Here is a 23,480-nt window from a genome sequence, read left to right as displayed (position 1 = left end):
TTTGAAAAAGTGCAACGAAACTATTTCACCCCACGAAGCGTCAAAAGAAGGGAATGTTTGCCAAGGGAGGCTAATTACCAATGAACATAAAAACGAAGACCATCAGTCTGGTTACCGCTGCCGTACTCGGGGCAAGTGCGTGGACTTCTTCTGTCCATGCGGCTACGTTTTCGCAGATTCAGCCGTATGTTACAGACTACAAGATCGGTTTTACGGACGGTAGCAAGCTGGTCACACAGGCTATTTATGATGAATTTCAACTAGCTACTACTGGCATGATCGTAACAAAAAGCGGTAAAAAAGGAATTCTCGACGCACGGACGGGGAAAGAAATAACTCCTGCGATCTGGGATAACGTCGACATTCCCGATTCCCAAAATATCGCCATTGTCCAAAAAGGCGGCTGGTTCCAATATATCGATTTGAAGACAAACAAGCTGTCGACCATGAAGTTTGCAGGTGCGCATCCGTATGATTTGTCCAAAGAGCAGGGGACGGCGATCATGCTGCTGGGAAAATCATCTATGCTGCTCCATTCGAATGGAAAGGTCCTGATTCCGCCATTTGCAGGCAAGCTCGCGATGGTTCCATTAGTTGCTCCTGATCAGACGGAAAATAGAGACGCGGAGAAAAAGCGTTATTTTGTCGCAACGACGCCGAAAGAGCTCATGATGTACGATCCTGCTTCTGGGAAAAAGTTGTTTGCGCTGGCAAAAGCAGAGCTGATTCCAACTGAAGGGGGTCCAGACACAGCGTATCTCAAAGTACGATCCGGTGGAAAAGAAGGCTTGATCGATCGCAACGGAAAGTACGTACTAGAGCCGAAATACAATGCGCTCTATATTTGGAACAATGGATACTTTCAGGTGATCGGACCCAAGGGACAAGGACTGTGGAAAGACGGACGGATGCTGGCAGAGCCCATTTACAAAGAAGTCGGGTTCGAGCATAACAATCCGGATGTGTACTACACGGTTTCTGGAGATGTCATCACGTATCATTCCAGGTCCAAAGGTACGTCGCATCCATTGAAAAAAGGAGCCCAGTTTTTGCATGGCAGCTACGTGTTGGGACAGGACCCGAAAACGAATCTGTACGGCGTCCTCCAAGTCGGGGGAGAGACGGTTATCCCCTTTGCTTATCCGCGGGCTGAAGGTCCGCCAGCTGCACGCTTGCTCGTCCGTAGTGACGGGAAAAAAACGATTCTCCCAGGCTGGGATAAAGAAGTCAAGGAGCCAGATTTTTGGTTCGACTCGTATGTGACTTTGGGCAGCTACAGCATGCTTAGCATCAAGGACGGAAACAAAATCGGGCTTTATTCTGAAGATGAAGGCTTGCTCCTGTCTCCTGTTGCGAATCGAATCATTCGCCACGAGGAAGTAACGGGCGAGGTGCTGGTGACGGAGCCGGATGGAAAGGTGCTGCGATACAGCATCGGAGGGAAACAAATAGAAGCTGTCAATCCAAATCCGTTGTCCGATGATTTGACGACCATGTATCAGCCGGGAAAAGGCGTTATGATCGTGGACCGCAAGACGAACCAACCAATCAGCAAGCTCTACCAATCTGTCTACATGGATTCCGATAGCAAGCTGATCGTTGCAATGTATCAAGATTGGACGGATCTTTATACGCCAGAGGGCAAGCTGTTGACAACGGAGACCCAGGTCGCGTTGTGGAAGTCAGGCAACGACGGACCGCCTCTCAACTTGATCAAAGTGGCTGACTCCGTATACACCACGAGTGTGAGATCGGGGGCTGCCGGTATGGCGATGATCAAGGCTGATGGCGGGCATCTTCAAGTCGTAAGCGATTATATTTATCGCGATGTAACGGAAAGAATGCTGCAGGATCACAAGATCGTGATAGCCGCACGTGAAGACGGCACCATGGATATATGGGCACCAGAAGGAAATCAGCTCGTAAATAAGCTCACAGGCGTGACAAATTGTCTGTCCGATGGCGATTTCGATAAGCTATTCGTTCAAACGAGTACCGGATGGGATGTATACTCATCAGAGCTACTGCGCTTGAGTACGGGGGATTATCAGTCTTTGAAGTTTTTGATTGCAGCAAATCGAAAGCAGAGTGCCATCGTTTATGAGGATAAAAAGACGGGATTGCGCGGACTTCTGTCTATGGATGGCAAGGTGCTGACAAGTGCCAAGTTCGAGACGATTATGCCGGTTGAACAGGTATTCCTGCAATTGTGGAACCCTGCTGGTAGTCAGTCTCCTTATGTGTTCACGACAAAAGACCAGTTCGGCTATTTAGATCAGGGTGGGCAAGAGCTGTTTGCGACTCGATTCCTGACGAAAAAACCAGTGGTCTCCTATCGTCCGATAACATTCGATTCTTTTTCTGCTTACTCAGATTTGATGCGAAAAAGTCCACTTGAGTTAATTGATTTCGACAAACCGTATAGCTGGCCATCTGGTGGAAACAGTGAGAGCAAGTTTTTTACCAATCTGGCGCTTTATTTGAATTTGCCGAAGGATGTAGGCAAGCAGGCAGTAGTCACTGAGCTGGTGTCCACGGGAGTCATCAAGGCCGATGAGAAACGTACTGTCATGAGTGACGAAGATATGTTCCGAGTGGCTTATTTCATGGCGACAGGAAAAACAAGTCAAGCGATGACGACGCCACAGGTGGTGGAATGGGCACTGAAGCGGGGAATTGTGCCGGAGAGAGGCGGAATGAGCTATTACATGACGATGGATTTGTACACGGAGTATCAGTACATCTTGATGACAGAGCTCATGCGTTCCCTGAAAGGAAAGAAAGTGCTCAAGCCAAAGGTATTAACGGTGGCTACGCTCAGTCCAGTACAACAGCAAATGCTCACTACAGCACTTGTCATTAACGGAAAGCCAGTAGATCAACTATCAATCCCGCTCCCACAAGCTGAGTGGCAAAAAGCCATTCAAGGCTTGGTCAACCAGTACAACAAGCAAGCGGCTAAATTGCTTGCGGCTTATGAAGCGAAGTTGTGAGCAGATAAACGTACAGGCGCGGATGTTCATCCTGCGCCTTTTTTTGTGCTATTAAAAAAATGGCCAATATTTTACAATTAACACAAAGAAGGCAGCGTGAACGCAAGCCGAGACCGCCAAGGAGACAATGAACGAAACAAACGAAATCTGATCGAGCTTGTAAGCGACAAAGAAAAATATCGTAAAGGCAATAAAGGCGATAAAGGTACCTTCCTCTAGATAAGCAACAGTCATATGAAAATTCCACCTCGATTCAAGAAAGGATACGTACTCATGATGATTACTATCGAAAAATTAAGCATACAAGATGCAGCCAGCCTATTTCAATTTGAAGTGCGCAATCGCGCCTTTTTTGAAAAATCGGTTCCCAGTCGGGGAGACGCTTACTACCAATATGACCATTTTTTACGAGGTCTGCAAGCCTTGCTCGACGAGCAGGAGCAAGGAATCTCGTTTTTTGGCCTCATCAAAAACAGCCAAGGTGACATCTTGGGAAGAATGAATTTGGTAGACATCGAGAAAGACGAAGGAATCGGACATCTCGGCTATCGAGTCGGGGAAGATACCGCTGGTAAAGGCGTAGCTTCGCAGGCACTGAAGGTCTTTTTAGAGGGGCATGTTCCCCACTTGAATGTCAGAATGATCTGTGCGAAAACAACACCGGATAACATCTCCTCGCAAAAAGTGTTGTTGAAAAATGGATTCGAGCACTATGACATGGAGTCGGAAACACCGGATGACTTTCTCCACTATCGCTTGTGCGTTGTCTAAAAAGCTGCTGGCTGAAGGTATGAAGCTACAGCAAAAAGTCCCCAGCCTGTAAAAGGTAAGGGGACTTTTTGGCGTTACGGGGTGTTCAATAACGGCTCCCAGGGACGTCTCGTTCCGAGCATATCCGCGAGATGCTTGTTATCCTTGCGACGTATTTTACGTGCCGCTGCTCGCTCGTCAGCACCATTGTGCAGGAATACTTCCTCTTCCGTCTCCGGCACGATCTTGGGCACAGGGGTAGGCCGCCCATCCTCGCCAATCGCTACAAACGAGAGAAATGATGTGGCACAGACGCATCGAACGCCCGTTAGCAAATCCTCCGCAACAATTTTGACAAAAACCTCCATTGACGTGTTATGCGTCCATGTGACGAAGGCTTCTAGCGCAACCTCATTGTCCACCCGGATCGGCTGCAAAAAGTCGACGGAATCTGTGGAGGCTGTCACGACTGGCCCACGGGCATGCTTCATGGCAGAGATCGCAGCAACATCGTCGATATGCGCCATCAGCCTGCCGCCGAACAGCGTATTGTGATTGTTCGTATCCGGGGGCAGCACATGGCTTGCTTTGAACGTGCGCGACTCCCGAACAAAACGTTGAATCGTCATAAAGGTAGCTCCCTTCTTTCTTGCAATCGGATTATGAATGATGACAATCTTCTCTCCTTTTCATTGTTCCACAAAAAAATGGATCTATTCCTCTTCGGTGGAGTAAGACGGCGAATTTTATCAAAGGCAATGGACGGGATAAGGTATGCGAGAGGAGGTTTTTCGGTTTGGGGGACTATGTGCAATATTTCAATAATCTTATTGCCTCGATTAATGATATTCCGAACAAGCTGATGAGCGTTTTATCCGTTATTCATGCACCCATTCAGCATTTGACGAACACATTGATTGTCACAAACATCCTGTTGGGTCTACTTGTACTGACCTCCATTGCGAATGTGTTTATGCTTTGGCGAAACGGCAAAAAGAGACACTAATGCTGTTGCCACGTATGTCATTTGCCGCTATACTTGTGGAGTAGTCTATGGATAATAATGTAACGGTTGTTGCTACGACCGTCTCTATATCGAAATCGTATGCACGTAAAAACAGCGGAAAGGAGGGTGTCCACATGAAAAAAAGATCATTAATGTCTTTGCCAAAAGGAATTGGATACTCCACCGCTGTTTTCTTTGATCTGGCTAAATCACGGGAGAAGTATGTCCAAAAACGGATATAGCGACCATCCTTTGATGTAGTGGGACTCATCAGGATACAGTGGAAAAACGCCACAGGTCGCTTCCTGTGGTTTTCTTTTTTGAGCACCGCAGGATTTCCTGTGGTGTTTTTTTATTTCGAAAAAGGGAGATGGATTGTATGCAAGGAAACGGAGAGAACATTTGCGTAAGACTGGTACAGGAATCAGATGCACAGAGCCTCTTGGCGCTTGAAGTGAGAAACAGAGACTTCTTTCAAAACTTCACAGGGACGAGAGAAGAGGCGTTTTACACGCTGGAAGGACAAATCGACAGGATCAAGAGCTCGATGGCTTTAAAAGAAGAAGATAGAGGGTACGTCTTTGTCATTGCGAAAAAAGGACAGGATGAAATCATTGGGGAAGTCATCCTTTCAGAGGTCGTAAGAGAGAATCTGCAAAGCTGCTGGATCGGCTACTTCCTGGACAAAGAGCATAATGGAAAAGGCTACATGACCGAAGCCGTAAAGCTCGTCGTTGACTATGCCTTCGAGACATTAGGTCTTCACCGTTTGGAAGCAGGCGTGATGCCGCATAATATAGGCTCGATCAAGGTGCTGCTAAAAGCTGGTTTTCACAAGGAAGGGATTGCCAAGAAAAACGTGAAAATCAATGGTCGGTGGGAAGATCATCAAACACTGGCGATTGTGAAAGAAGAACAAACCGATCAAGTGAAGCCCAAGGTTCAGCGCAAAAATCCTAGTACAGTTGCTCCGCCTATGGGACCCTATACACATCTGACGGTCGTTCCAAAAGGAGCCGATTTGCTCGTGCTTTCTGGGCAAGTAGGAATGGACCTTCACGGAGAGTTGCCGACAGATATGAAAGAACAAGTAGAAAACACGCTACAGAACATACTGCGCAATTTTGAAAGTGAGTCAGTAACTGCGGACCATATCATCAAAATCAATATTTGGGCAACCGAGGAAATGGATTGGAAGCATTTTAATCAGGTGTGGGAGAAGTTCCACGGGGGGACACCGCCAGCAATGACCATGTCTTATGTACCAGCATTGGCAGTCCCTTCGCTCAAAGTGGAGATAGAAGCTTGGGCAGCGAAATGGTAGGAAGGAAATAGAGTCGAAAGAAAAAGGGTGAAGCTTTTCGCTTCATCCTTTTTTCTGTAACTTTTTTCTAGCAAATACGTCACTATTTTCAGGAGATAGAATGATCGTGACGATATTGCTGTTTTGAGAGCAAAAGATGTCAAAACATGAAGGAATATGCGGACGAATCGAGAAGTTCTTTCTATTAGCTGGATTTTCCAAAAATACGAAAAAACAGAGGGGAACGAGGAACTTGCTTTTACGAGTAAATGTCAGCTTGCTAGCTGTTTTCTTCTTGATTTTGCTGATGCCTCTGTCCATTGCGCGAGCGGCCACCCATGTAGACGTGGCGGTCGATCAGTTAAATATTCGAAGCGAGCCAGGTACGACTACCCAGATCGTCGCAACACTCAAAAAAGCGACGCGGTTGCCAATCACCAAGCAGCAAAAAGATTGGACTCAGGTAAAGCTGCCGAACGGCAATACCGGATGGGTCAATAATAAGTATGTGAAGATGATAGAAGTTCCACAGATCAAATATGTCAAAAGTAATGTGGACATGCTGAATGTTCGGGCAGAACCAAATGCCACTGCACAAATTTTGCAGATCATCGACAAAAACGGTGTGTTTTTGCAAATGAGAAAGCAAGGGGAATGGGCACAAATTAAGCTGTCTGATCAAAAGAACGGCTGGGTGAAAGCTAGTTTCTTGATGGAGACAACGGCACCCGCACCAAAACCAGCCCAGGTACCAGCACAAATCCCAGACCCGACAACAATTCCAGCACCGCCCCCGCCCCCTCCTGTACTCCCATCCAATACAGGGAGTGAATTCGGGCAAGGGACAATCGTATTAACCGAAGGCTATGAAGTTTATGCACAGCCAGATATTCTTGGTACCGTCATTGGTGAAATCCATGGCGGGATGACAATCAATCATTACGGATATGCAAATGGTTGGTACACCATTAACTTTAACGGGACCTATGCCTATATCTTCAAACCAATGGAACAGACTGGGACAGCTCCGCCACTGCTTGGTTCAACACCGGGGGCACCAGCAACTTTGCCAACAACGCCTCCCTCTAATCAAGAACTACAGATTCGCGTCAAAAATCCTGATTCTAACATCCGCAACGGTCCCACAACCGATCATGATATAATCGGAACTGTTCAACCCGGACAAGTATTCCCGGTTGTGCAAACAGTAGGAGACTGGTACCTCATCAGGCTGGCAGACAATTCGACCGCCTACATCGCGGGGTGGATCGTAGAGAAGATTCAACCAGCTGGTACTCTGCCACCGACAGGAGCAACGTACGAGTACAACAGTGGGATGATTGGAAACGAGAAAGTGTATATCTATCACACCCATAATCGTGAGTCTTGGCGAAATGTTGCACGGAACCAACAAGGAAGCTCGGTAGATGATCCTGAGATCAACATCACGCTTGTTGGGAAAAGGCTGGGCGAGCTGTTGCAAACAAGAGGCATTTCGGCAATGGCGAGCCAGGACGATTTCGCTCAGAGATTGAGGGAACAAAATAAAGCCTACTCGATGTCTTATTCCGAGTCGTACAAGGCGGTAGCGGCAGCGGCTGCAACCAGTCCGCACTTGCAGTACATTTTCGATATTCATCGGGACAGTGATGAGCCACGCAGCAAGGTAGCGATCACGATCAATGGCAAAACCTATTCCCGGATGCTGTTTGTAATCGGAACAGCGAATCCGAACCATCTGGCGAACAAAAAGCTGGCGGAAGAGCTGCACGCCCGTCTGGAAGCCTCTTATCCCGGTTTGTCGCGGGGGATTATCCTGAAAGGTTCAAATCAAGGGAACGGGGTGTACAATCAGTCCATTTCCGAGGGAGCCCTGCTTTTGGAATTCGGTGGTACGAACAACACCTTGGAAGAAGGCTATAATACAGCAGAAGCCTTTGCCGATGTCTTTGGGAATTACCTGATCGAATCTCAAATCGCCTTCAATTAAAAGTAGCACGATTCTTTTCGCCACACGCGAGAGAATCGTGTTTTTTTCCAGGAGGATCATTTATGGCTACACATCAAGAACACATACAATCAACTGACGATAAAAGTCGCCGTCATCTTCAAGGTGACTGTGAAAGCTGCTTTGGCTTGTGCTGTGTGGCATTGCCTTTTGCTGCTTCCTCTGACTTTGCCATCAATAAAGACGCAGGAAAGCCCTGTAGTAACTTACAGGCAGACTTCCGATGTGGTGTTCACACAAAGCTGAGAGGGATAGGCTTTCGCGGTTGTACTGTCTACGATTGTTTTGGAGCTGGTCAAAAGGTGTCTCAAGTCACTTATGGCGGCCAAGATTGGCGTGCAGTACCTGGAACAGCGAAGCAAATGTACGAAGTATTTCCGATCATGTGGCAGCTTCATGAGCTGCTCTGGTATATAACGGAGGCGTTAACCAAGCAAGCTGCCCAGTCCCTCCATCCTGCATTGAAGGAAGCGTTGGAGGAGACACAGCGCCTGACGGATCACAGTCCTGAGGACATCCTGAAGCTGGACATCACTCTTCATCGAGCAAAAGTGAACGAACTATTGTTGCAGACAAGTGAATTGGTACGTAAGGACGCGGTTGCCAAGTACAAAGGGGGCAAGCAAGGAAAAGCCTATGGACGAGGCGCTGATCTCATCGGTGCCAAGCTCAAAGGTGCTGATTTACGAGGAGCTCAATTGCGCGGAGCTTATTTGATTGCTGCTGATTTGAGAGGAGCAGATTTGCGGGGAGCTGACCTCATTGGTGCAGATTTTCGCGATACAGATGTGAGCGGAGCGAATTTGACGGAGACGTTGTTTCTCACGCAGGTTCAGCTCAACGCGGCGAAGGGCGATGCAACCACCAAGCTACCACCTTCGTTCACGCGTCCACTGCACTGGGCTAAATGACTGAAAAAAAGCAGGATGTCATTCGTTGACAACCTGCTTTTTTTCAGTCATTTGTTTACCTCCAAGACCAGCTGCATTTTTACGCGCCACATGTTAATTCCTCTGCTCTTTAAAAATGGTTGTTAATACAATTCTACTTTTTCCGTATTAACTATCGTGAGGCCCACAAACCAGACAAATTGCGCAATTTGTTCATGATAACAAGAAGGGAGGGGAAGTAGTTGGAGATTGCCCAAGTAAACACAGGCATCTGCCAAAACGAAGAAAACGCTAGACACGCAGAAAACATGTCGACCGAAACGTTTGCCGAAATTTATGGTGCGTACTATAAGCGCGTCTATAAATATATTTGCTATCGGATCAACAATCACTACGCAGCAGAAGAAATATGTAGCCATGTGTTTGAAATGGTGATTTCAAAATATAGCAGCTTTTCACCGGATAAATCAAACTTTGAAGTCTGGCTGTTTGCGATCGCCCGAAACGCAGTGGCAGATTACTTCCGCTCACAGAAAAAAAGAATCAGCTTTTCATTGGATTCGATTCTGAATCTGGTCTTGCCGAAGTCGTCACCGGAGGATATCGTGATCCGCGACGACAATCATCAAGCCTTATTTCAAGCACTGGCGAAGCTGAGTGACAAGGAACGCAATATCATCGCCATGAAATATGCGGCTGGTCTTAAAAACGCAGAAATCGCAGAACTTCTTGGTGTCAGTGGTTCAAATATTGGCGTCGTGCTCTACAGATGCTTGAAAAAGCTGCAGATGGAATTGCAAAAAGGAGGCTTCCGTTATGAAGAGTAAGCATGATCTAGACGATTTTCGTGAACTCACCGACTTGCTTACTGATCTGGAATTAGATGACGCCACTCCAAAAGTCAACATATACAATCGGCTGAAATTCAAATTGGAATCAGGAAACATACAACTACATGAAAAGGACGGGATCTATATGAAAATGAATAAATGGAAAGCTGCCACAGTTAGTGCTGTTGCTGTTGTTTGCCTTTTAGGTGCATTCTCAACTACGTCGTTTGCCCAAGGAATGCTTCAGACGATCTTGGCACGCTTTCAGGTCGGGAACATGGAAATTACCCAATATGATAAAGAGCTGCCTGCTACACAGTCCAATACCCAAGAAATCGAGATACCTATAGAACGCAAGGCCCCTCCTCAGATGACAGTGGAAGAAGCACGCGCAGCTAGCAAAATGGACTTTCCCGCACCGACATGGTTGTCAGAGCATTATTCCTATGTAAACACGGTCGTTCAAGGCGAGCGTATGGTAGAAGTTCAGTATAAAAAAGAGAAAGAGTTTATTTCCTTGTTGATTTCAAACGGTGGCGAAAACGGCATCAGCACGACAGAGGGTGTCAAGATCGAAACCATTGGCGGGAAAAAGGTACATTTCGCCAACGGAATCGTGATTTGGGAGCATGAAGGATTCACGTACGAGTTGTACCAGATGGCAGAGAAGAGCTTTGATGCTGCGACTATCGGCAACATCATCGATTCCTTGTCAACGAAATCCGCCAAAAAATAAGCGGTTGTTACTTCACCACGTACCCAGGCAGGACCGACTTCGATTGCTTTTCGAGGTCGGTCCTGCCTGGGGCTTTGTTGACTGAATAGGGGAAAGATGGGCCCGTAAAAGGGTCCATTTTTTTTACGGCCATAATCGTCTATAATTTTCAATATGAATGAATAGATTACATTTGAAGTGAAATAAGTAAAGAAGCATAAGTCTACCCCAAATGATAGGATAATCCTAAACAGTCACAGAGTGTTAAAAATCATGTAACGAATCGGACACCCTCTAGGGTCAAAAGTCCTGCTACAATTATACATGACCGGAAATATACAGGGTAAAACAAAACAAAGAACTCTCTCACGAAGATGAATGCGAAAAGGGGGTTACAAGAGAGAGAATCAATTGTGAATTTTTTCACATATATTTGTGATTTTTTTCACAAAGTCGCCATATATGCTGGTTTCCCCACTGGTATAATTCCGGTACATAAAGGCCAAAGCGCGAATAGAAAGGGATCTTGTACATGGATATAGTGGATTTGGGACGACTTCAATTTGCGATAACAACTATCTTTCACTTTGTTTTTGTGCCGATTTCCATCGGGCTGTCATTATTAGTAGCCATTATGGAAACGATGTATGTGGTAAAAAAGAATGACTTGTACAAAAAAATGGCCAAGTTTTGGGGAACCTTTTTGCTCATAAATTTTGCTGTCGGGATCGTGACAGGGATTATGCAGGAGTTCCAATTTGGGATGAACTGGTCTGATTTCTCACGATTCGTCGGTGATGTATTTGGGACACCGCTAGCGATTGAGGCCCTCTTAGCATTCTTCCTCGAATCGACTTTTATTGGACTTTGGGTGTTTGGTTGGGATCGTTTGTCCAAAGGTGTGCATCTCGCATGTATTTGGCTCGTATCCATCGGAACGATTCTTTCGGCTCTTTGGATTTTGGCAGCCAACTCGTTCATGCAGCAGCCAGTCGGCTTCGCTATCAATAACGGACGTGCAGAGATGGTAGATTTCTTTGCTCTCCTTACCAATGGACAATTACTATATGAATTCCCGCATACTGTATTTGCGGCATTTGCGACAGGTGCCTTCTTGGTAGCAGGTATCAGTGCTTGGAAGCTGTTGAAAAAACAAGACGTTACATTCTTTGTACAATCTTTCAAAATTGCGATCGTGGTAGCATTGATTTCCTCGCTTGCTATTGCTCAATTCGGCCATGGTCAGGCACAGTATTTGGTTGCTACCCAACCGATGAAAATGGCAGCGAGTGAAGGTCTCTGGGAAACAAGCTCAGACCCAGCTCCTTGGACAGTTTTTGCAACGATTGATCCAGAAAAACAAGAAAACGGCTTTGAAATAAAAATTCCTTACTTGCTTAGCGTTCTGACGTACAACTCGCTTTCAGGTTCTGTACCGGGCATGTTGGAATTGCAGGCAGAGTATGAGAAAACCTACGGTCCTGGAAACTACATTCCACCAGTTCGGACGACCTTCTGGAGCTTCCGCATCATGGTAGCGGGCGGTAGTGCAATGATTTTGCTGGCTTTGTACGGGGCTTACCTCGCTTTACGCAAAAAGCTGGAACAGCCAAACAAGCGATTTATGCAGTTGATGGTTGCGGGTATTTCGTTGCCATTCATCGCAAACTCAGCTGGATGGATCATGACGGAGGTAGGTCGTCAGCCGTGGACGGTATTCGGGCTACTGCGTGTTGAAGATTCGGTTTCGCCAAGCATTAGCACAGGAGAGGTATGGTTCTCTCTCATCGCCTTCACGACGATTTATCTCATCCTGCTATGTCTCTTGGCTTATCTATTTGCTCGTGTGGCCAAAAAAGGACCGGATATGGATAGTCATGAGGAAGTAGAGGATTTACAGCTTCAGGATCCATTTGACCGTGTAAGGAGTGAACGTTATGGAGCTTAATGAACTGTGGTTCCTACTCATTGCCGTTCTGTTTACCGGATTTTTCTTTCTCGAAGGCTTCGACTTTGGTGTCGGCATGGCGACGCGCCTGCTATCACGGAATGATTTGCAAACCCGGGTTCTGATCAATACGATTGGCCCGTTCTGGGATGCCAATGAAGTGTGGCTGATTACAGCCGCTGGTGCGATGTTTGCAGCGTTTCCGGAGTGGTATTCCACGATGTTTAGCGGGTATTATCTCGTGCTTACGCTGATTCTGCTTGCGTTGATTGGACGCGGGGTAGCATTTGAATTTAGAGGCAAAGGGAAAGGCGAGGCTTGGAAAAAGACGTGGGACGCAGCCATTCTGATTGGAAGCTTTGCACCGCCGATGTTGTTCGGAATGGTGTTTGCCAGTCTGGTGAAGGGTGTGCCGATTGATCAGAATATGGAAATGACTGCTGGCTTCTCTGACATTGTGAATGGTTACTCTTTGTGGGCAGGAGTGACAGTTACAGGACTATGCTTGCTGCACGGTCTGAACTTCATATCATTGCGCACTGTAGGCGAGCTACGTGAAAAATCACGTGTACTGGCGGCAAAGCTGTTGCCGATGCAAGCGGTTCTCATGGCGGTGCTTGTAGGGTGGACATTCATGGTAACCGATCTGTTTGAGCGTCAGGGTGTTTTGTTGACAGCAGCCGTACTCTTAGGTGTTGTGGCTTTTGTACTGGCTCGTCACTTCTTGAGACAAGGTAGGGAAGGATGGGCTTTCGGGATGACAGGTGCGATGATCCTGTTGACGTTCGTCTCGATGTTTATCGGTTTGTTCCCACGGGTGATGGTCAGCACGATTGATAGCGCGTTTGATTTGACCCTTTATAATGCAGCTTCGAGTCCATACACGTTAAAAGCAATGACCATTGTTGCAGCAGTGCTTTTACCGTTTGTACTAGCCTATCAGGCTTGGAGCTACTTCGTTTTCCACAAGCGAGTCACTGAAAAGGATCATTTGGAGTACTAATGGACAAGGAATTGTTCCGCTTACAAGGAATCCGACCGGTTATGCTGCTGCTAGCCGGTCTTTCCCTCCTACAAAGTGCGGCGATTATCGGTCAGGCACTGCTTTTGGCGAAGTCGATCGCGATCTTGTTTGAAGGTCAAGCGCTTCAGATGGCGTATCAGCCGCTTGCACTGTTTTTGGTCATGATAGCCGCTCGTCATAGCATCGTTTGGCTGCAAAAGAAAGTCGCTGGCCGTTTTGCTGAAGCCTCTAGTGAGTCTTTGCAAGAGCGAGTTCTATCTCGATTGTTCGAGCGTGGTCCACGTTTTGCCGCCAGTGAAGGAAGCGGAAAGCTTGTTACGCTTGTCCTGGAAGGTGTAGATCGTGTACGTACCTACCTGGAGTTGTCTGTTCCGCGTACGCTGGATATGGTTTTTGTTACGTTTCCGCTTCTGGCATTTGTCTACATGCAAGATGTGATTTCTGGACTGATCCTGACGGTAACGATGCCTGTCCTCATTGGTTTTTTTATCGTACTCGGTCTGGCGGCGCGTAAACAAGCAGACAAACAATGGCGCTCGTATCGAATGCTATCCCATCATTTCACCGATTCGCTTCGCGGGCTTGCGACCCTCCGGTTTTTGGGACGTAGCAAAGACCATGGGGAGACCGTCGGTAGAGTGAGCGATCAATATCGATCTGCTACGATGCGCACTTTGCGCGTGGCCTTCTTGTCTTCTTTGGCACTCGACTTCTTCAGCATGCTGTCGGTTGCGTTTGTGGCGGTTGGTCTTGGGTTGCGGCTGATTGAAGGAAACTTTGGGTTTGAAACGGCATTGGTCATCCTGATTCTTGCACCAGAATACTTTTTGCCAGTACGGATGCTGGGATCGGACTACCACGCCTCATTGGATGGTAAGGAAGCGTTGGGGACTATTCGTACGATTATCGATAGTGGCGCTCCGGATGAACATAAGGCAGAACCACAAGCAACAGATAGCCAGAGGTCTCTGACAGGTGTATTGGATGGAATGATTACTTTGTCCGATATTCGTGTCGTCGGTGAGGATGGCAGACAGGTACTGGGTGAGGTATCTGCGGAATTGGGCAGCAACATGAGAAGAGTGGGCATTGTAGGGGCGAGCGGGGCTGGAAAATCAACCCTCCTCGGAGTGCTAGGCGGCTTTTCTGATCCCGACGCTGGCATGATACAAGTAGATGGGCAACCCATTACGGGGGATGCGAAGCAGGAGTGGCAGCGGCAAATCGCTTACATTCCACAGCATCCGTATTTATTCAATCAATCGTTGGCGGATAACATTCGCTTCTATGAGCCGGAAGCGAAGCAGGAACAGGTGGAGCAGGTGATTCGTGATGTTGGTCTGGGAGAGCTGGTGGACAGCTTGCCAAATGGCTGTGACGAAATCATTGGCGAAGGGGGTCGTACGTTAAGCGGCGGACAGGCGCAGCGGGTTGCATTGGGACGTGCGCTGCTTGGCAACCGACCAGTGATTTTGCTCGACGAGCCGACCGCTCACTTAGATATTGAAACGGAATGGGAGCTCAAACAGACCATGTTGTCGGTATTGGGGGACAGGCGCGTATTTTTGGCCACACATCGTTTGCATTGGATGCGAGACATGGATTGGATTTGGGTAATCGACCAAGGACGACTGGTAGAAGCGGGTACCTATGAACAGCTCGTTGCACAAAAAAGCGTATTTTATCGGTTGTTGACAGCTGGTGCCAAGGGGGAGAAAGGATGAAGGAAGCGCGAGAAGGCAATCAGGGGTGGTTTCTTCCATACTTTCGCCAGTTTTTCTGGCAGTTTGCCACAGCGGCTTTGCTGGGAACCTTGGCAGTGGCATGTGCGAGTGCTTTGCTTTATACGTCCGGCTATCTGATTTCTCGCTCCGCACTCAAGCCCGAAAACGTCTTAATGGTCTATGTTCCCATCGTACTTGTCCGGGCTTTTGGCTTTAGCAAAGCAGTCATTCAGTACCTGGAGCGTTTGGTTGGACACGATGCAGCTTTGCGTGTGTTATCGCGTATGCGTGTGCGTTTGTACCAGGCCATCGAGCCGCAAGATCAGCTCCTTCGTACTCGTTTTCGTACGGGAGATCTACTTGGTGTACTAGCAGATGACATCGAGCAACTACAGAATGTCTATCTGCGCTTTGTGCTGCCAGCCGTCTCGGCGGTCATCCTCTACGGGGCAGGTATTGTGGCACTGGGAAGAATGGACGGAATGTTCGCACTGCTGATGGCGTTGTACTGTGGTTTTCTACTGTTTGTTGCACCCGCAGTAGTTTTGTGGTCATCCATTGCCAAGAGTCGTCGGTTCAAGCAGGAGAGACAGGCAGCATATCGGGAGCTGACTGATGCAGTTTTTGGCATGAGTGACTGGATTCTCAGTGGTCGTACAAAGCAGTTCCTTCAGTTGTTTACAAGACGGCAAAAGACAGCTGCCCAGATCGAAAACTCTATTCGACGCGGAGAATGGCGAGTCCAGTGGATGGCGCAGTGTGCAATCGGTGGAGCCATTGTTTTACTGGTTATCTGGGCGGGTGGACTTGCCGCTGCCAATCAGATTCCTGCTACGTTGATTGCTGCGATTGGGCTGGTCGCATTTCCGTTGATGGATGCGTTTGCCCGTATTTCTGACGCTGTTGTGCGAATGCCAGAATACAAGGAGTCTCTGAGGCGGCTTCGTGAGATCGAGGGCAGTCGTCTATCCATTGGGGAAGCGAAGAAGGAAAAGGTGGCAGATCAAGCTGGAGGTAGCTTGAAGCTCGATCATGTTCATTTTCGCTACCCACAAGCTAGCAGTTGGAGTGTGCAGGATGTGTCTTTTGAGGTGCCTCAAGGTGGTAAAATCGCGTTGCTCGGTCGCAGCGGAGCGGGTAAATCGACAATACTGAACTTGATTCGAGGTGCCATACAGCCGGAGGCAGGTCAGGTGACAGTAAATGGGCAGCCTGTCCAGTCAGAAGAGGCTTCTGCTTGTTTGTTTTCCGTGTTGAATCAGCAGCCGTATTTGTTTGACACAACCGTAGCCAATAACATCAGGCTCGGTCGACCCGATGCGTCCGATGAAGAAGTGCGTGCTGTGACAGCTCAAGTCGGTCTAGATCAGCTGATTGAATCCCTTCCGGACGGTTATCAAACACGGATGCAGGAAACCGGTCTGCGCTTCTCTGGCGGAGAAAGGCAGCGCATAGCTCTTGCACGGATTTTGCTGCAAAACAAGCCGATTGTTCTCCTTGATGAACCGACGGTAGGATTGGATCCATTGACTGAACGCGATCTGATGACAACGATCTTCCGTGTCTTGCAAGGGAAGACATTGATTTGGGTGACTCACCATTTGAGCGGTGTAGAGCAAATGGACGAGGTCATTTTTATGGAGCAGGGGGTCATCTCGATGCGAGGGACACATGAGCAGTTATATCAGGACAATCCAAGGTATCGCAACCTGTATACATTAGATTGTCCGTTGGCGTCAGTGTTGGAAAATTAAGAAGCGGTAGAGAGGCTGTTCCGGAGAGGGACAGCCTTTTTCGCTTAAGATAGGGCCTCACTGGTTACACCCCGGTAGTAATGAGTGTGTCCGTCATCATAAGTGGTTTGACCTGAAAACTCATGGTAATGACTTCCGTCCGGCAGTGGAATAGGCGGCCCCGTCCATCCCCTGTAGTGATGCACATGTCCATCATTAAACGTAGTCGTACCTTCGTAGTAATGGACGTGCCGATCTCTCATTCCTTCTGGGGGTGACGTTCTGCCACGTATTCGGTGACGATGACGATCCGAAATGCTTGTCAGTGTGTCATAGCCATGAAAATGCCCAGGCCGATCGGCAAATCGAATAAAGCGTAATGAGTGAGAGTGCTGAGAGCTCATCAAGAAACGCCCCTTTGCATGCATTTATCACTAATAAATGCGTTTATCAGGCGTTTCGAAACGGACATTCGTCTAGATGTAAATTACCTGACAAAGCAAAACGCCAGCAATATGAAGGCGCGATAATCAGGATGTACAAAAGCTACACAAATAGTTGGGCATAAGTAGCTACAATGTTATCAATAATTGCGGCATCCTTGGTATGCGCATTAAAAACCCAGATATCCCACTGATGCTAGAAACGATAACCTTATCGGTAATGGAAACAGACTTTTTGCCAGTGACTGTGGTGTAGAAAACTTCTTTTATCTCCAAGCTTGGATCTTTTATATCGATTTGGATTTTGACTTCTGCTTGTGGAGGTACGGTTACTGGACCCGGATGAGCATGGATTGTGTCTGGTATGAATGTTCTTGTTATCATGGTAGTCCCCTCGATTGAAACATGAAATTTCCTTAGATATTTCTGGTTACTATTTTTATTTGCATTAACTTTTTTTAGTATTTTTAAAACTCGTGAGGTTATTGCGATTGGACTGATAACGAGGTTACGGATGAAAAAAGGAAACAAAAAGAAAAAGAGCCTTCCTCAGTGGAAAGGACTCTCGTCTGATTAAAACAGTTTTTTCCCCATGATATGATCGAGTGGAATTACGCCAATGACTCTACTATCATCGCTATTGTTACGATTATCTCCCATCACAAACACATGGTTTTCCGGTATGACGATCTTGGTATCAGGTACGTCGACCATCTTTTCTTTTATGTACGGCTCGTTTAACGGCTGTCCATTCCGATACAGGCTCTCGTTCTTAAACTCCAAAGTATCACCGGGTTTGCCAATGACTCGTTTTACCCAGAATGTTTTAGCATCGCTTTTCCCCATGGCGAGCATGAGCAGAGGATTTTCAAGGATGTCGTCTTTTAACGTACGATCCCGGTCTACACGGCTGTCGACCACGACAATATCGTTGTACTCAGGGAGATAAGAGAATGTGTGGGACAATTTCGACACATAGATGCGTTCGGCGTTTTGCAAAGTAGGCTCCATCGATTGTCCATTCACCTTAAACGGTTGGAGGACAAATATGTTAACTAACATCGCGAGTGAAAGGGAGATGCCCAACGTTTTCGTCCAGCCCCATATTGTTTTTACATTTTTCAAATCAGACCGCATCCTTCCACGTGAAAGATTACTTTGGTGTGGCTATTGATTAGTACGTGAAATGGTGCTTCTTGGTTACGTAAATGAATAGAGAGGCTTGTGAAGCAAAAGGAATTAAGCAAAAAAGCTGAAAAAGATGACAGCAAAAATGCCGCTGGGAACAGAGGCGAGCAGAAAATAAAAGGTCCATTTCCATCTGCTTTTATAATCTTGCACTTCATGTTCTTTGTAATAGGCTGAGGGGGCGCTAAGGGCGTTATAAACCATTAATCCAGCCAGTGCAATGAGACCAAATGCAAGGTACTCCGCATAATTGCCAGCTTGATCGATGTTCCCAGTCGTTATTGCTATAATCATACAGAGAAACTGCAAAGCAGCGCCAAAACCAAGTGCTTTAAGCATGAGAACCACCTGTTGTTTTTGGGATAATTTAACTGTATTTACGTTTAAAAGGACAAAACGTTTCAATAAGATTAAATCTTTTTAACAAACGAAACCCGGTCGTTTCCTTTTCCATCATAATTAGAAGTCACATCGATTCCATCCACCATTTGATCTCCTTTTTCAACCGCAAAACCTAGCTTCATGTGGAAGGAGATTGAGCCTTTATTAACAGGAGAGGTAATGCATCGAATCGTATCGCATCCTTTTTGTTTTACGGTTTGAAAGAAATGGTGGTATAATTCGCGGCCCCATCCATCCTTTCGCTTGTCTGGATGTACCCCAACGAAGTGAATGTAAGCTTCCCCAGGGAACGTTTGGGACAAGAAGCCGATGAGGAACGCGATGACTTCTCCATTCTCTTCAACAATAAAGCTCGTCGACTGGAAATGGACAAAAAACAGCTTGGGTAACATATCAGACATTTGTCGCCCACCCCACCAATCGTTGAGGACCGTAATAACTTTGAAGTAGTCTTGCTCTTGTACATTTCGGATTTGCATCATGCGTGCCTCCTTATCAACATACCTCACTGTGACAAGTCTTTCTGATCAGGCAATTTTTCCCAGACTACAATGATTAGAGTTGCGATAGGACCGAGGAATAAAGAGAGAAAAAACCAGTTAAGACCGCTACGATTTTTTCCTTGAGCTAGCCCAGCGTTGATGAGGGCCAATGTACCCCAACCAACAAAATATTGATCTTCCATTTTCGAAACTTCCTCCATTGTTCAAATATTGCTCCTATCATATACGTAATGAAGTAAATAGAGTTGCTAAGAATTTTACAAAATGTGTATGAACACACTAAAAATGGCCAATCGAAAACGAAGGGCCACTGAGAGGAACGTATCCACTTTTCCCTGAGCCATTACATCAGGCGTTTTGATACTCGGTTATTTATACAAAATATCATCCCGTAGTGACTCTACTTTGCTCAGAGCATCGGCAATATCCCCTTCGCTGACACCAAAGTGAGTCAGGGCATCACGCAAATGCCTAACGATGGCATCAAAATGAATGGGTTGCAGATTCATCCCTTCGTGAACCTTTGCCATGGACTGTCCAGTGTATTGATTCGGACCACCGAGGGCATAGCTGATGAACTTTGTTTGGTGTTTACGCTGTTTTTCCATATCGGTGTTTTTGAAAAAGTGGTTCACGGTGTCATCAGCTAAAACTAAATCATAAAAGTAGTCCACTACTTTTGCGACTGTATCTTCCCCACCATATTTCTCGTAAAACGTGCTCATTATTGGCCTCCTTAGGACGTTTGCTTCCCTTATATATTCCACCATTGATGGAAATTTATTAAAGAAAAGCCCCCAAGCTGATGCCGATTGCATTTCGACGTCAGCCTGCGGACTAGATGCATGCCATGTGCGCTTTGTTTTAGCCAATTTTCCTGATCACTTTCGAATTTCCACCTGAACTGATAATGATCCATCCTTCAGGAACAGGCGAGGCTTGCAGTACCTCAATCTGTGTTCCGTTAGGAGCACCATTGACATTTCTGATCACATTCGATCCTCCATAGGTTCGAACCATGATCCATCCTTTTGGGATAGGCGAAGCGAGCATCACTTCTACCTCCGTGCCGTACGAAGCACCATCAACATTTCTGATTACATTCGATCCTCCAAAGGCTCGAACCATGACCCATCCGACTGGAATAGGCGAGGCAAGCATCACCTCTACCTCCGTGCCATAAGAAGCACCGTTCATATTCTTGATTACATTCGATCCTCGAAAAGCTCGAACCATGACCCATCCTTTTGGGATAGGCGAAGCGAGCAGCACCTCTACCTCCGTGCCATAAGAAGCACCGTTCACATTCCTGATCAGGTTCTGCGTTCCTAAAGTTCTAACGATAACCCATCCGGCTGGAATAGGTGAGGTAAGCGACACCCAGATTTCTTCACCATACGTGGCGTTTCTGATTGTTTTATTGGAAGCGTAGGGGGTTGCCTTTTCCTGTGTAGGGAGAGCTGCCCCTTGGACTTGTGTGGCTAGAGAGGGTACTACGACGACTGAACTTAATGACAGGATAAGAAGCGCTTTTTTAAACATGAGCATCAACCTTTCTGAAATGATGAATGTTGTTTAGAAAACGATCATCGAGTCGCAGTTAAGTGCTGTATATTTCTAAAAATACTAATTTATTACATTTTATACGATTATCGTTCTGATTACTTTAGGAGATATTGTCGAATGGTAGGCAAAGTTGACGATATGTTGAACAGCCGTGAGAAAAGCAAATGACCCTCTCATCAGTTGAGAGGGTTGAGGGAAGGGTAGATTGTTCGCGTGCGGAGCGAAATGAAGAGTATTCCTATTTCATAAAGCTTAAAGCCACACCAATAGAATAAGGTACAAGCCATAAAATCCATACGATTAGGCTAAATTTATGGAACTGCTTGATTTGATGTTCATTCTTTTTCCATAGAACAACACAGGCCCACACTGTATGGAAAAACATCAAGATCAAAGCGATCAACCCGGTAATGCCATGCAAATTTAAGCTGGAACCGTCTGCGAGCAATTTCATAAACGTTGTTCCGATAGTGTCGAATACTAAACCCAAACCAAAAAAGATAAGGTGTTTCGACTTTAGCCTTCCTGAACGTTTTTCGCCCCATACCCCAATCGTATAGGCAATGAGAGCAAGATTTATAAAAATCACGGCTGCTGCTAACACGTAAGATCATCTCCTGTTCATTTCTTTTGACTACGCTTGTAAGTGTAATCGTTGAACATGAACATAAGATGAACGACAGTGTAGATGGGGGTACAGATGCCCCTCAAATGAGGAGCACCAGTACTGCAAAGCTAGTTGTCTAGGTGCGATGGACCATCTGCATGAAACAAGTGTCTCAAGATCGCTTGACTCACTTCGGTCACTGGTTCAAAAACAAAAGCAACCAGGTGTTCATGTGGCTCCAGATAATAATTCCTGTAGCCGAGTTGAATCAACTCCAGATTGAGTCGCGCTGCATCTTCGAAACTTGCATAGAAATACAGATGCTTGGTCATAGTAATCACCTCCTTCCGCACTAAAACGTAGCAGAAGGAGTAGAATCACACCAACGATTACGAACTTGATTTCCAATTGGAAAAGGAAAAAACCCTTATTTACAATAAGGGTCGTACGACGCTCATCGAGAGCACTGCTCCACTTAACCATGATTCCGCAAAAGCGTTTTGGCTACCCGATTTATTCGAGACTACCCAAATGCCAACGTTAAAGGTGTACTGGTGCCCGGGAGACATTGCGAAGCTGATGCTTGGTGGATTGGTCACATCAACGTAACCGGATGATTCGTAGCGACCGCCACCGTTTCCATGTACACTTTCGCTGAACAGCTTCCCACTCGCACTGTTGACCAGTTGCCCGTCCTTCAGTACGGTCAACTCTGTGCCTGCCTCAACCATAACACTATCCGTAGATTCAATGCTAGACAGGTGCCACTTGGGCACAAAACGTCGAGCGGCGTATCCTGTTGCGGTCACTTCGCGATCTGTGGAGAGCATTATGCCAAAACCCGCATGTGCCGCTATGAAGCCTGGGGCACCCATTCCACCTACTCCTGATACAGCTCCTGATCTGGAGATTAAACCGACTTCACCTGTTTCGTTATTGAGGTTCTGGAAAGTGGGAGGACTTCCATCTGGGAGAAACCAGCTCCATGTGAAATCAAAAGGGGGGACAATAGCCAACGTCCGAATGTGGGCAGTATCAGGAATGTTCAGGTCTATAGACTGTAGGCTAGATCGATCATCTTGTGCATTGACGCTTGTCTGTACTTTCGCCTTCGATGTATCAGTGACAAGCGTTTGTTCAACTTTCTTTTCGAAGCTTGTTATGAGTGTGGCAATAGAACGCTCAGCGGCCTGACGTAGTTCGGGTTGCGTCACATTTTCACGAAATGAAATATGCGCATTCGGAGGCAGGCCATTAACGGACATGCGATGTTTCTCAGTCGTGTGAATCTCCTCCTATTATCAATCAGCTAAAATTTATCGTTACCATAAAGGAGGAACACGATACCGATTCAAATCGACATGTACCCGTATCGATTACGTATATTTGCGGCTTTGAAAATAGCCCCATAGGAAAGTCATGGCCAAAACCGTGAATAAAATCACAACAGCGTTATATACAAATACTTCTCTGATTTGAAAACTCATGATCATGCCAAAAATGGATATTCCAAAACTATCCAAGTTGTACTGAGTGAGACTGTATGTGTAGATTCTATTCGCAAGTTGAGCCAAAGCGAAGGCAACAAATATGTAAAGGGAAATATCCAAAAGAGCATCCCTCCTAAAGTGAATGGGATTATATGTAAATCATACCACGGAGGGACCATTCTTTTACACATCACCTAATTTTTTACAAAAAGAAAAACCCTTATAAATAGATAAGGGTTTTTCCCAGGTTGTCGAGAAAGTATCGGCAACCTTTTTTTAGTTCGGATTACTTTTATAAATTACCGCGTTAATATAGTATAATATGATTATTAATATAGCTTTGGACGGTGGTATTTC

General features: G+C 46.4%; 25 protein-coding genes. 12 read left to right on the top strand and 13 right to left on the bottom strand.

Features of this window, described 5'->3' with window-relative positions:
• The first annotated feature begins 80 nt into the window (after nucleotides 1-80).
• Complete coding sequence (locus ACFVS2_RS13275; RefSeq protein ID WP_390234574.1) at nucleotides 81-2,993, top strand: WG repeat-containing protein; 2,913 nt, start codon at nucleotides 81-83, stop codon at nucleotides 2,991-2,993.
• Between the two features lie 51 nt (nucleotides 2,994-3,044).
• Here the strand turns inward: ACFVS2_RS13275 and ACFVS2_RS13270 are convergent, their stop codons facing one another.
• Nucleotides 3,045-3,227: a hypothetical protein gene (locus ACFVS2_RS13270; protein WP_390234572.1), complete on the bottom strand. Its 183-nt coding sequence runs from the start codon at nucleotides 3,225-3,227 to the stop codon at nucleotides 3,045-3,047.
• A gap of 39 nt (nucleotides 3,228-3,266) precedes the next feature.
• Here ACFVS2_RS13270 and ACFVS2_RS13265 point away from each other — a divergent pair, with 39 nt between their 5' ends.
• Nucleotides 3,267-3,764 carry a GNAT family N-acetyltransferase gene (locus ACFVS2_RS13265; RefSeq protein WP_390234570.1) on the top strand — a complete coding sequence of 166 codons (498 nt, stop codon included), beginning with the start codon at nucleotides 3,267-3,269 and terminating at the stop codon, nucleotides 3,762-3,764.
• A gap of 74 nt (nucleotides 3,765-3,838) precedes the next feature.
• Here the strand turns inward: ACFVS2_RS13265 and ACFVS2_RS13260 are convergent, their stop codons facing one another.
• Nucleotides 3,839-4,372, bottom strand: coding sequence for an acyl-CoA thioesterase (locus tag ACFVS2_RS13260; protein WP_007729671.1), 534 nt, complete (start codon nucleotides 4,370-4,372; stop codon nucleotides 3,839-3,841).
• Between the two features lie 167 nt (nucleotides 4,373-4,539).
• Here ACFVS2_RS13260 and ACFVS2_RS13255 point away from each other — a divergent pair, with 167 nt between their 5' ends.
• The 10 genes from ACFVS2_RS13255 to cydC all read left to right on the top strand — a co-directional run bounded on the left by ACFVS2_RS13255 (nucleotide 4,540) and on the right by cydC (nucleotide 16,945).
• Nucleotides 4,540-4,749, top strand: a complete 210-nt coding sequence (locus ACFVS2_RS13255) for a hypothetical protein (RefSeq protein ID WP_056491323.1) — start codon at nucleotides 4,540-4,542, stop codon at nucleotides 4,747-4,749.
• Nucleotides 4,750-5,128: 379 nt separating this feature from the next.
• Complete coding sequence (locus tag ACFVS2_RS13250) at nucleotides 5,129-6,073, top strand: GNAT family N-acetyltransferase (RefSeq protein ID WP_390234568.1); 945 nt, start codon at nucleotides 5,129-5,131, stop codon at nucleotides 6,071-6,073.
• A gap of 232 nt (nucleotides 6,074-6,305) precedes the next feature.
• Entirely contained in the window at nucleotides 6,306-8,042 is a 1,737-nt protein-coding gene (gene spoIIP / locus ACFVS2_RS13245; RefSeq protein WP_390234566.1) for a stage II sporulation protein P, read from the top strand.
• Between the two features lie 62 nt (nucleotides 8,043-8,104).
• Nucleotides 8,105-8,971 carry a pentapeptide repeat-containing protein gene (locus tag ACFVS2_RS13240; protein WP_390234563.1) on the top strand — a complete coding sequence of 289 codons (867 nt, stop codon included), beginning with the start codon at nucleotides 8,105-8,107 and terminating at the stop codon, nucleotides 8,969-8,971.
• A 221-nt stretch (nucleotides 8,972-9,192) separates the two neighbouring features.
• Complete coding sequence (locus ACFVS2_RS13235; protein ID WP_173620500.1) at nucleotides 9,193-9,777, top strand: sigma-70 family RNA polymerase sigma factor; 585 nt, start codon at nucleotides 9,193-9,195, stop codon at nucleotides 9,775-9,777.
• The gene (locus tag ACFVS2_RS13230; protein WP_173620499.1) at nucleotides 9,767-10,516 is read left to right on the top strand and encodes a hypothetical protein; all 750 of its coding nucleotides are present in this window, start codon (nucleotides 9,767-9,769) and stop codon (nucleotides 10,514-10,516) included. The genes ACFVS2_RS13235 and ACFVS2_RS13230 overlap by 11 nt, the downstream gene beginning before the upstream one ends.
• Nucleotides 10,517-11,027: 511 nt before the next feature.
• The gene (locus ACFVS2_RS13225) at nucleotides 11,028-12,443 is read left to right on the top strand and encodes a cytochrome ubiquinol oxidase subunit I (protein ID WP_007729684.1); all 1,416 of its coding nucleotides are present in this window, start codon (nucleotides 11,028-11,030) and stop codon (nucleotides 12,441-12,443) included.
• Nucleotides 12,433-13,446, top strand: coding sequence for a cytochrome d ubiquinol oxidase subunit II (gene cydB / locus ACFVS2_RS13220; protein ID WP_173620497.1), 1,014 nt, complete (start codon nucleotides 12,433-12,435; stop codon nucleotides 13,444-13,446). Before ACFVS2_RS13225 ends, cydB begins: the two co-directional genes overlap by 11 nt.
• Nucleotides 13,446-15,191, top strand: coding sequence for a thiol reductant ABC exporter subunit CydD (gene cydD, locus ACFVS2_RS13215; protein ID WP_390234559.1), 1,746 nt, complete (start codon nucleotides 13,446-13,448; stop codon nucleotides 15,189-15,191). Before cydB ends, cydD begins: the two co-directional genes overlap by 1 nt.
• Complete coding sequence (gene cydC / locus ACFVS2_RS13210) at nucleotides 15,188-16,945, top strand: thiol reductant ABC exporter subunit CydC (RefSeq protein WP_390234557.1); 1,758 nt, start codon at nucleotides 15,188-15,190, stop codon at nucleotides 16,943-16,945. Before cydD ends, cydC begins: the two co-directional genes overlap by 4 nt.
• Before the next feature lie 44 nt (nucleotides 16,946-16,989).
• On the opposite strand, the gene ACFVS2_RS13205 is transcribed toward cydC, so the two are convergent.
• The 11 genes from ACFVS2_RS13205 to ACFVS2_RS13155 all read right to left on the bottom strand — a co-directional run bounded on the left by ACFVS2_RS13205 (nucleotide 16,990) and on the right by ACFVS2_RS13155 (nucleotide 22,898).
• Nucleotides 16,990-17,328: a YmaF family protein gene (locus ACFVS2_RS13205; RefSeq protein ID WP_015892832.1), complete on the bottom strand. Its 339-nt coding sequence runs from the start codon at nucleotides 17,326-17,328 to the stop codon at nucleotides 16,990-16,992.
• Between the two features lie 168 nt (nucleotides 17,329-17,496).
• Nucleotides 17,497-17,751 carry a hypothetical protein gene (locus tag ACFVS2_RS13200; RefSeq protein WP_390234554.1) on the bottom strand — a complete coding sequence of 85 codons (255 nt, stop codon included), beginning with the start codon at nucleotides 17,749-17,751 and terminating at the stop codon, nucleotides 17,497-17,499.
• A 189-nt stretch (nucleotides 17,752-17,940) separates the two neighbouring features.
• Nucleotides 17,941-18,504 (bottom strand): signal peptidase I, encoded by a 564-nt coding sequence (gene lepB, locus ACFVS2_RS13195; RefSeq protein ID WP_390234552.1) that lies wholly within the window; start codon nucleotides 18,502-18,504, stop codon nucleotides 17,941-17,943.
• A 102-nt stretch (nucleotides 18,505-18,606) separates the two neighbouring features.
• Entirely contained in the window at nucleotides 18,607-18,894 is a 288-nt protein-coding gene (locus tag ACFVS2_RS13190; protein WP_390234550.1) for a hypothetical protein, read from the bottom strand.
• Between the two features lie 71 nt (nucleotides 18,895-18,965).
• Nucleotides 18,966-19,436 carry a GNAT family N-acetyltransferase gene (locus ACFVS2_RS13185; RefSeq protein ID WP_390235464.1) on the bottom strand — a complete coding sequence of 157 codons (471 nt, stop codon included), beginning with the start codon at nucleotides 19,434-19,436 and terminating at the stop codon, nucleotides 18,966-18,968.
• Between the two features lie 26 nt (nucleotides 19,437-19,462).
• Nucleotides 19,463-19,642: a hypothetical protein gene (locus tag ACFVS2_RS13180; protein WP_390234548.1), complete on the bottom strand. Its 180-nt coding sequence runs from the start codon at nucleotides 19,640-19,642 to the stop codon at nucleotides 19,463-19,465.
• Between the two features lie 186 nt (nucleotides 19,643-19,828).
• Nucleotides 19,829-20,185: a group I truncated hemoglobin gene (locus ACFVS2_RS13175; RefSeq protein ID WP_173620491.1), complete on the bottom strand. Its 357-nt coding sequence runs from the start codon at nucleotides 20,183-20,185 to the stop codon at nucleotides 19,829-19,831.
• Between the two features lie 139 nt (nucleotides 20,186-20,324).
• Nucleotides 20,325-21,002 carry a hypothetical protein gene (locus ACFVS2_RS13170; RefSeq protein ID WP_390234545.1) on the bottom strand — a complete coding sequence of 226 codons (678 nt, stop codon included), beginning with the start codon at nucleotides 21,000-21,002 and terminating at the stop codon, nucleotides 20,325-20,327.
• A gap of 262 nt (nucleotides 21,003-21,264) precedes the next feature.
• Nucleotides 21,265-21,630: an HsmA family protein gene (locus ACFVS2_RS13165; RefSeq protein ID WP_173620489.1), complete on the bottom strand. Its 366-nt coding sequence runs from the start codon at nucleotides 21,628-21,630 to the stop codon at nucleotides 21,265-21,267.
• Nucleotides 21,631-21,761: 131 nt separating this feature from the next.
• Entirely contained in the window at nucleotides 21,762-21,965 is a 204-nt protein-coding gene (locus ACFVS2_RS13160) for a hypothetical protein (RefSeq protein ID WP_007729712.1), read from the bottom strand.
• Between the two features lie 99 nt (nucleotides 21,966-22,064).
• Nucleotides 22,065-22,898: a hypothetical protein gene (locus ACFVS2_RS13155; protein ID WP_390234542.1), complete on the bottom strand. Its 834-nt coding sequence runs from the start codon at nucleotides 22,896-22,898 to the stop codon at nucleotides 22,065-22,067.
• Nucleotides 22,899-23,480 lie beyond the last annotated feature (582 nt).

The organism is Brevibacillus sp. NPDC058079 (genome assembly GCF_042885155.1).
In the GTDB taxonomy this organism is placed as follows: Bacteria; Bacillota; Bacilli; order Brevibacillales; family Brevibacillaceae; genus Brevibacillus.
Note: the sequence above shows the minus strand (reverse complement) of the source record. Positions and strands in the feature narration are given on the sequence as shown.

What these genes read in the sequence shown, in the direction of transcription:
- ACFVS2_RS13275 (WP_390234574.1), top strand. Translation starts at nt 81, where the DNA reads ATGAACATAAAAACGAAGACCATCAGTCTGGTTACCGCTGCCGTACTC.
- ACFVS2_RS13270 (WP_390234572.1), bottom strand. Translation starts at nt 3,227, where the DNA reads ATGACTGTTGCTTATCTAGAGGAAGGTACCTTTATCGCCTTTATTGCC.
- ACFVS2_RS13265 (WP_390234570.1), top strand. Translation starts at nt 3,267, where the DNA reads ATGATGATTACTATCGAAAAATTAAGCATACAAGATGCAGCCAGCCTA.
- ACFVS2_RS13260 (WP_007729671.1), bottom strand. Translation starts at nt 4,372, where the DNA reads ATGACGATTCAACGTTTTGTTCGGGAGTCGCGCACGTTCAAAGCAAGC.
- ACFVS2_RS13250 (WP_390234568.1), top strand. Translation starts at nt 5,129, where the DNA reads ATGCAAGGAAACGGAGAGAACATTTGCGTAAGACTGGTACAGGAATCA.
- ACFVS2_RS13240 (WP_390234563.1), top strand. Translation starts at nt 8,105, where the DNA reads ATGGCTACACATCAAGAACACATACAATCAACTGACGATAAAAGTCGC.
- ACFVS2_RS13230 (WP_173620499.1), top strand. Translation starts at nt 9,767, where the DNA reads ATGAAGAGTAAGCATGATCTAGACGATTTTCGTGAACTCACCGACTTG.
- ACFVS2_RS13225 (WP_007729684.1), top strand. Translation starts at nt 11,028, where the DNA reads ATGGATATAGTGGATTTGGGACGACTTCAATTTGCGATAACAACTATC.
- cydB (WP_173620497.1), top strand. Translation starts at nt 12,433, where the DNA reads ATGGAGCTTAATGAACTGTGGTTCCTACTCATTGCCGTTCTGTTTACC.
- cydD (WP_390234559.1), top strand. Translation starts at nt 13,446, where the DNA reads ATGGACAAGGAATTGTTCCGCTTACAAGGAATCCGACCGGTTATGCTG.
- cydC (WP_390234557.1), top strand. Translation starts at nt 15,188, where the DNA reads ATGAAGGAAGCGCGAGAAGGCAATCAGGGGTGGTTTCTTCCATACTTT.
- ACFVS2_RS13205 (WP_015892832.1), bottom strand. Translation starts at nt 17,328, where the DNA reads ATGAGCTCTCAGCACTCTCACTCATTACGCTTTATTCGATTTGCCGAT.
- ACFVS2_RS13200 (WP_390234554.1), bottom strand. Translation starts at nt 17,751, where the DNA reads ATGATAACAAGAACATTCATACCAGACACAATCCATGCTCATCCGGGT.
- lepB (WP_390234552.1), bottom strand. Translation starts at nt 18,504, where the DNA reads ATGCGGTCTGATTTGAAAAATGTAAAAACAATATGGGGCTGGACGAAA.
- ACFVS2_RS13190 (WP_390234550.1), bottom strand. Translation starts at nt 18,894, where the DNA reads ATGCTTAAAGCACTTGGTTTTGGCGCTGCTTTGCAGTTTCTCTGTATG.
- ACFVS2_RS13185 (WP_390235464.1), bottom strand. Translation starts at nt 19,436, where the DNA reads ATGCAAATCCGAAATGTACAAGAGCAAGACTACTTCAAAGTTATTACG.
- ACFVS2_RS13180 (WP_390234548.1), bottom strand. Translation starts at nt 19,642, where the DNA reads ATGGAAGATCAATATTTTGTTGGTTGGGGTACATTGGCCCTCATCAAC.
- ACFVS2_RS13175 (WP_173620491.1), bottom strand. Translation starts at nt 20,185, where the DNA reads ATGAGCACGTTTTACGAGAAATATGGTGGGGAAGATACAGTCGCAAAA.
- ACFVS2_RS13170 (WP_390234545.1), bottom strand. Translation starts at nt 21,002, where the DNA reads ATGTTTAAAAAAGCGCTTCTTATCCTGTCATTAAGTTCAGTCGTCGTA.
- ACFVS2_RS13160 (WP_007729712.1), bottom strand. Translation starts at nt 21,965, where the DNA reads ATGACCAAGCATCTGTATTTCTATGCAAGTTTCGAAGATGCAGCGCGA.
- ACFVS2_RS13155 (WP_390234542.1), bottom strand. Translation starts at nt 22,898, where the DNA reads ATGTCCGTTAATGGCCTGCCTCCGAATGCGCATATTTCATTTCGTGAA.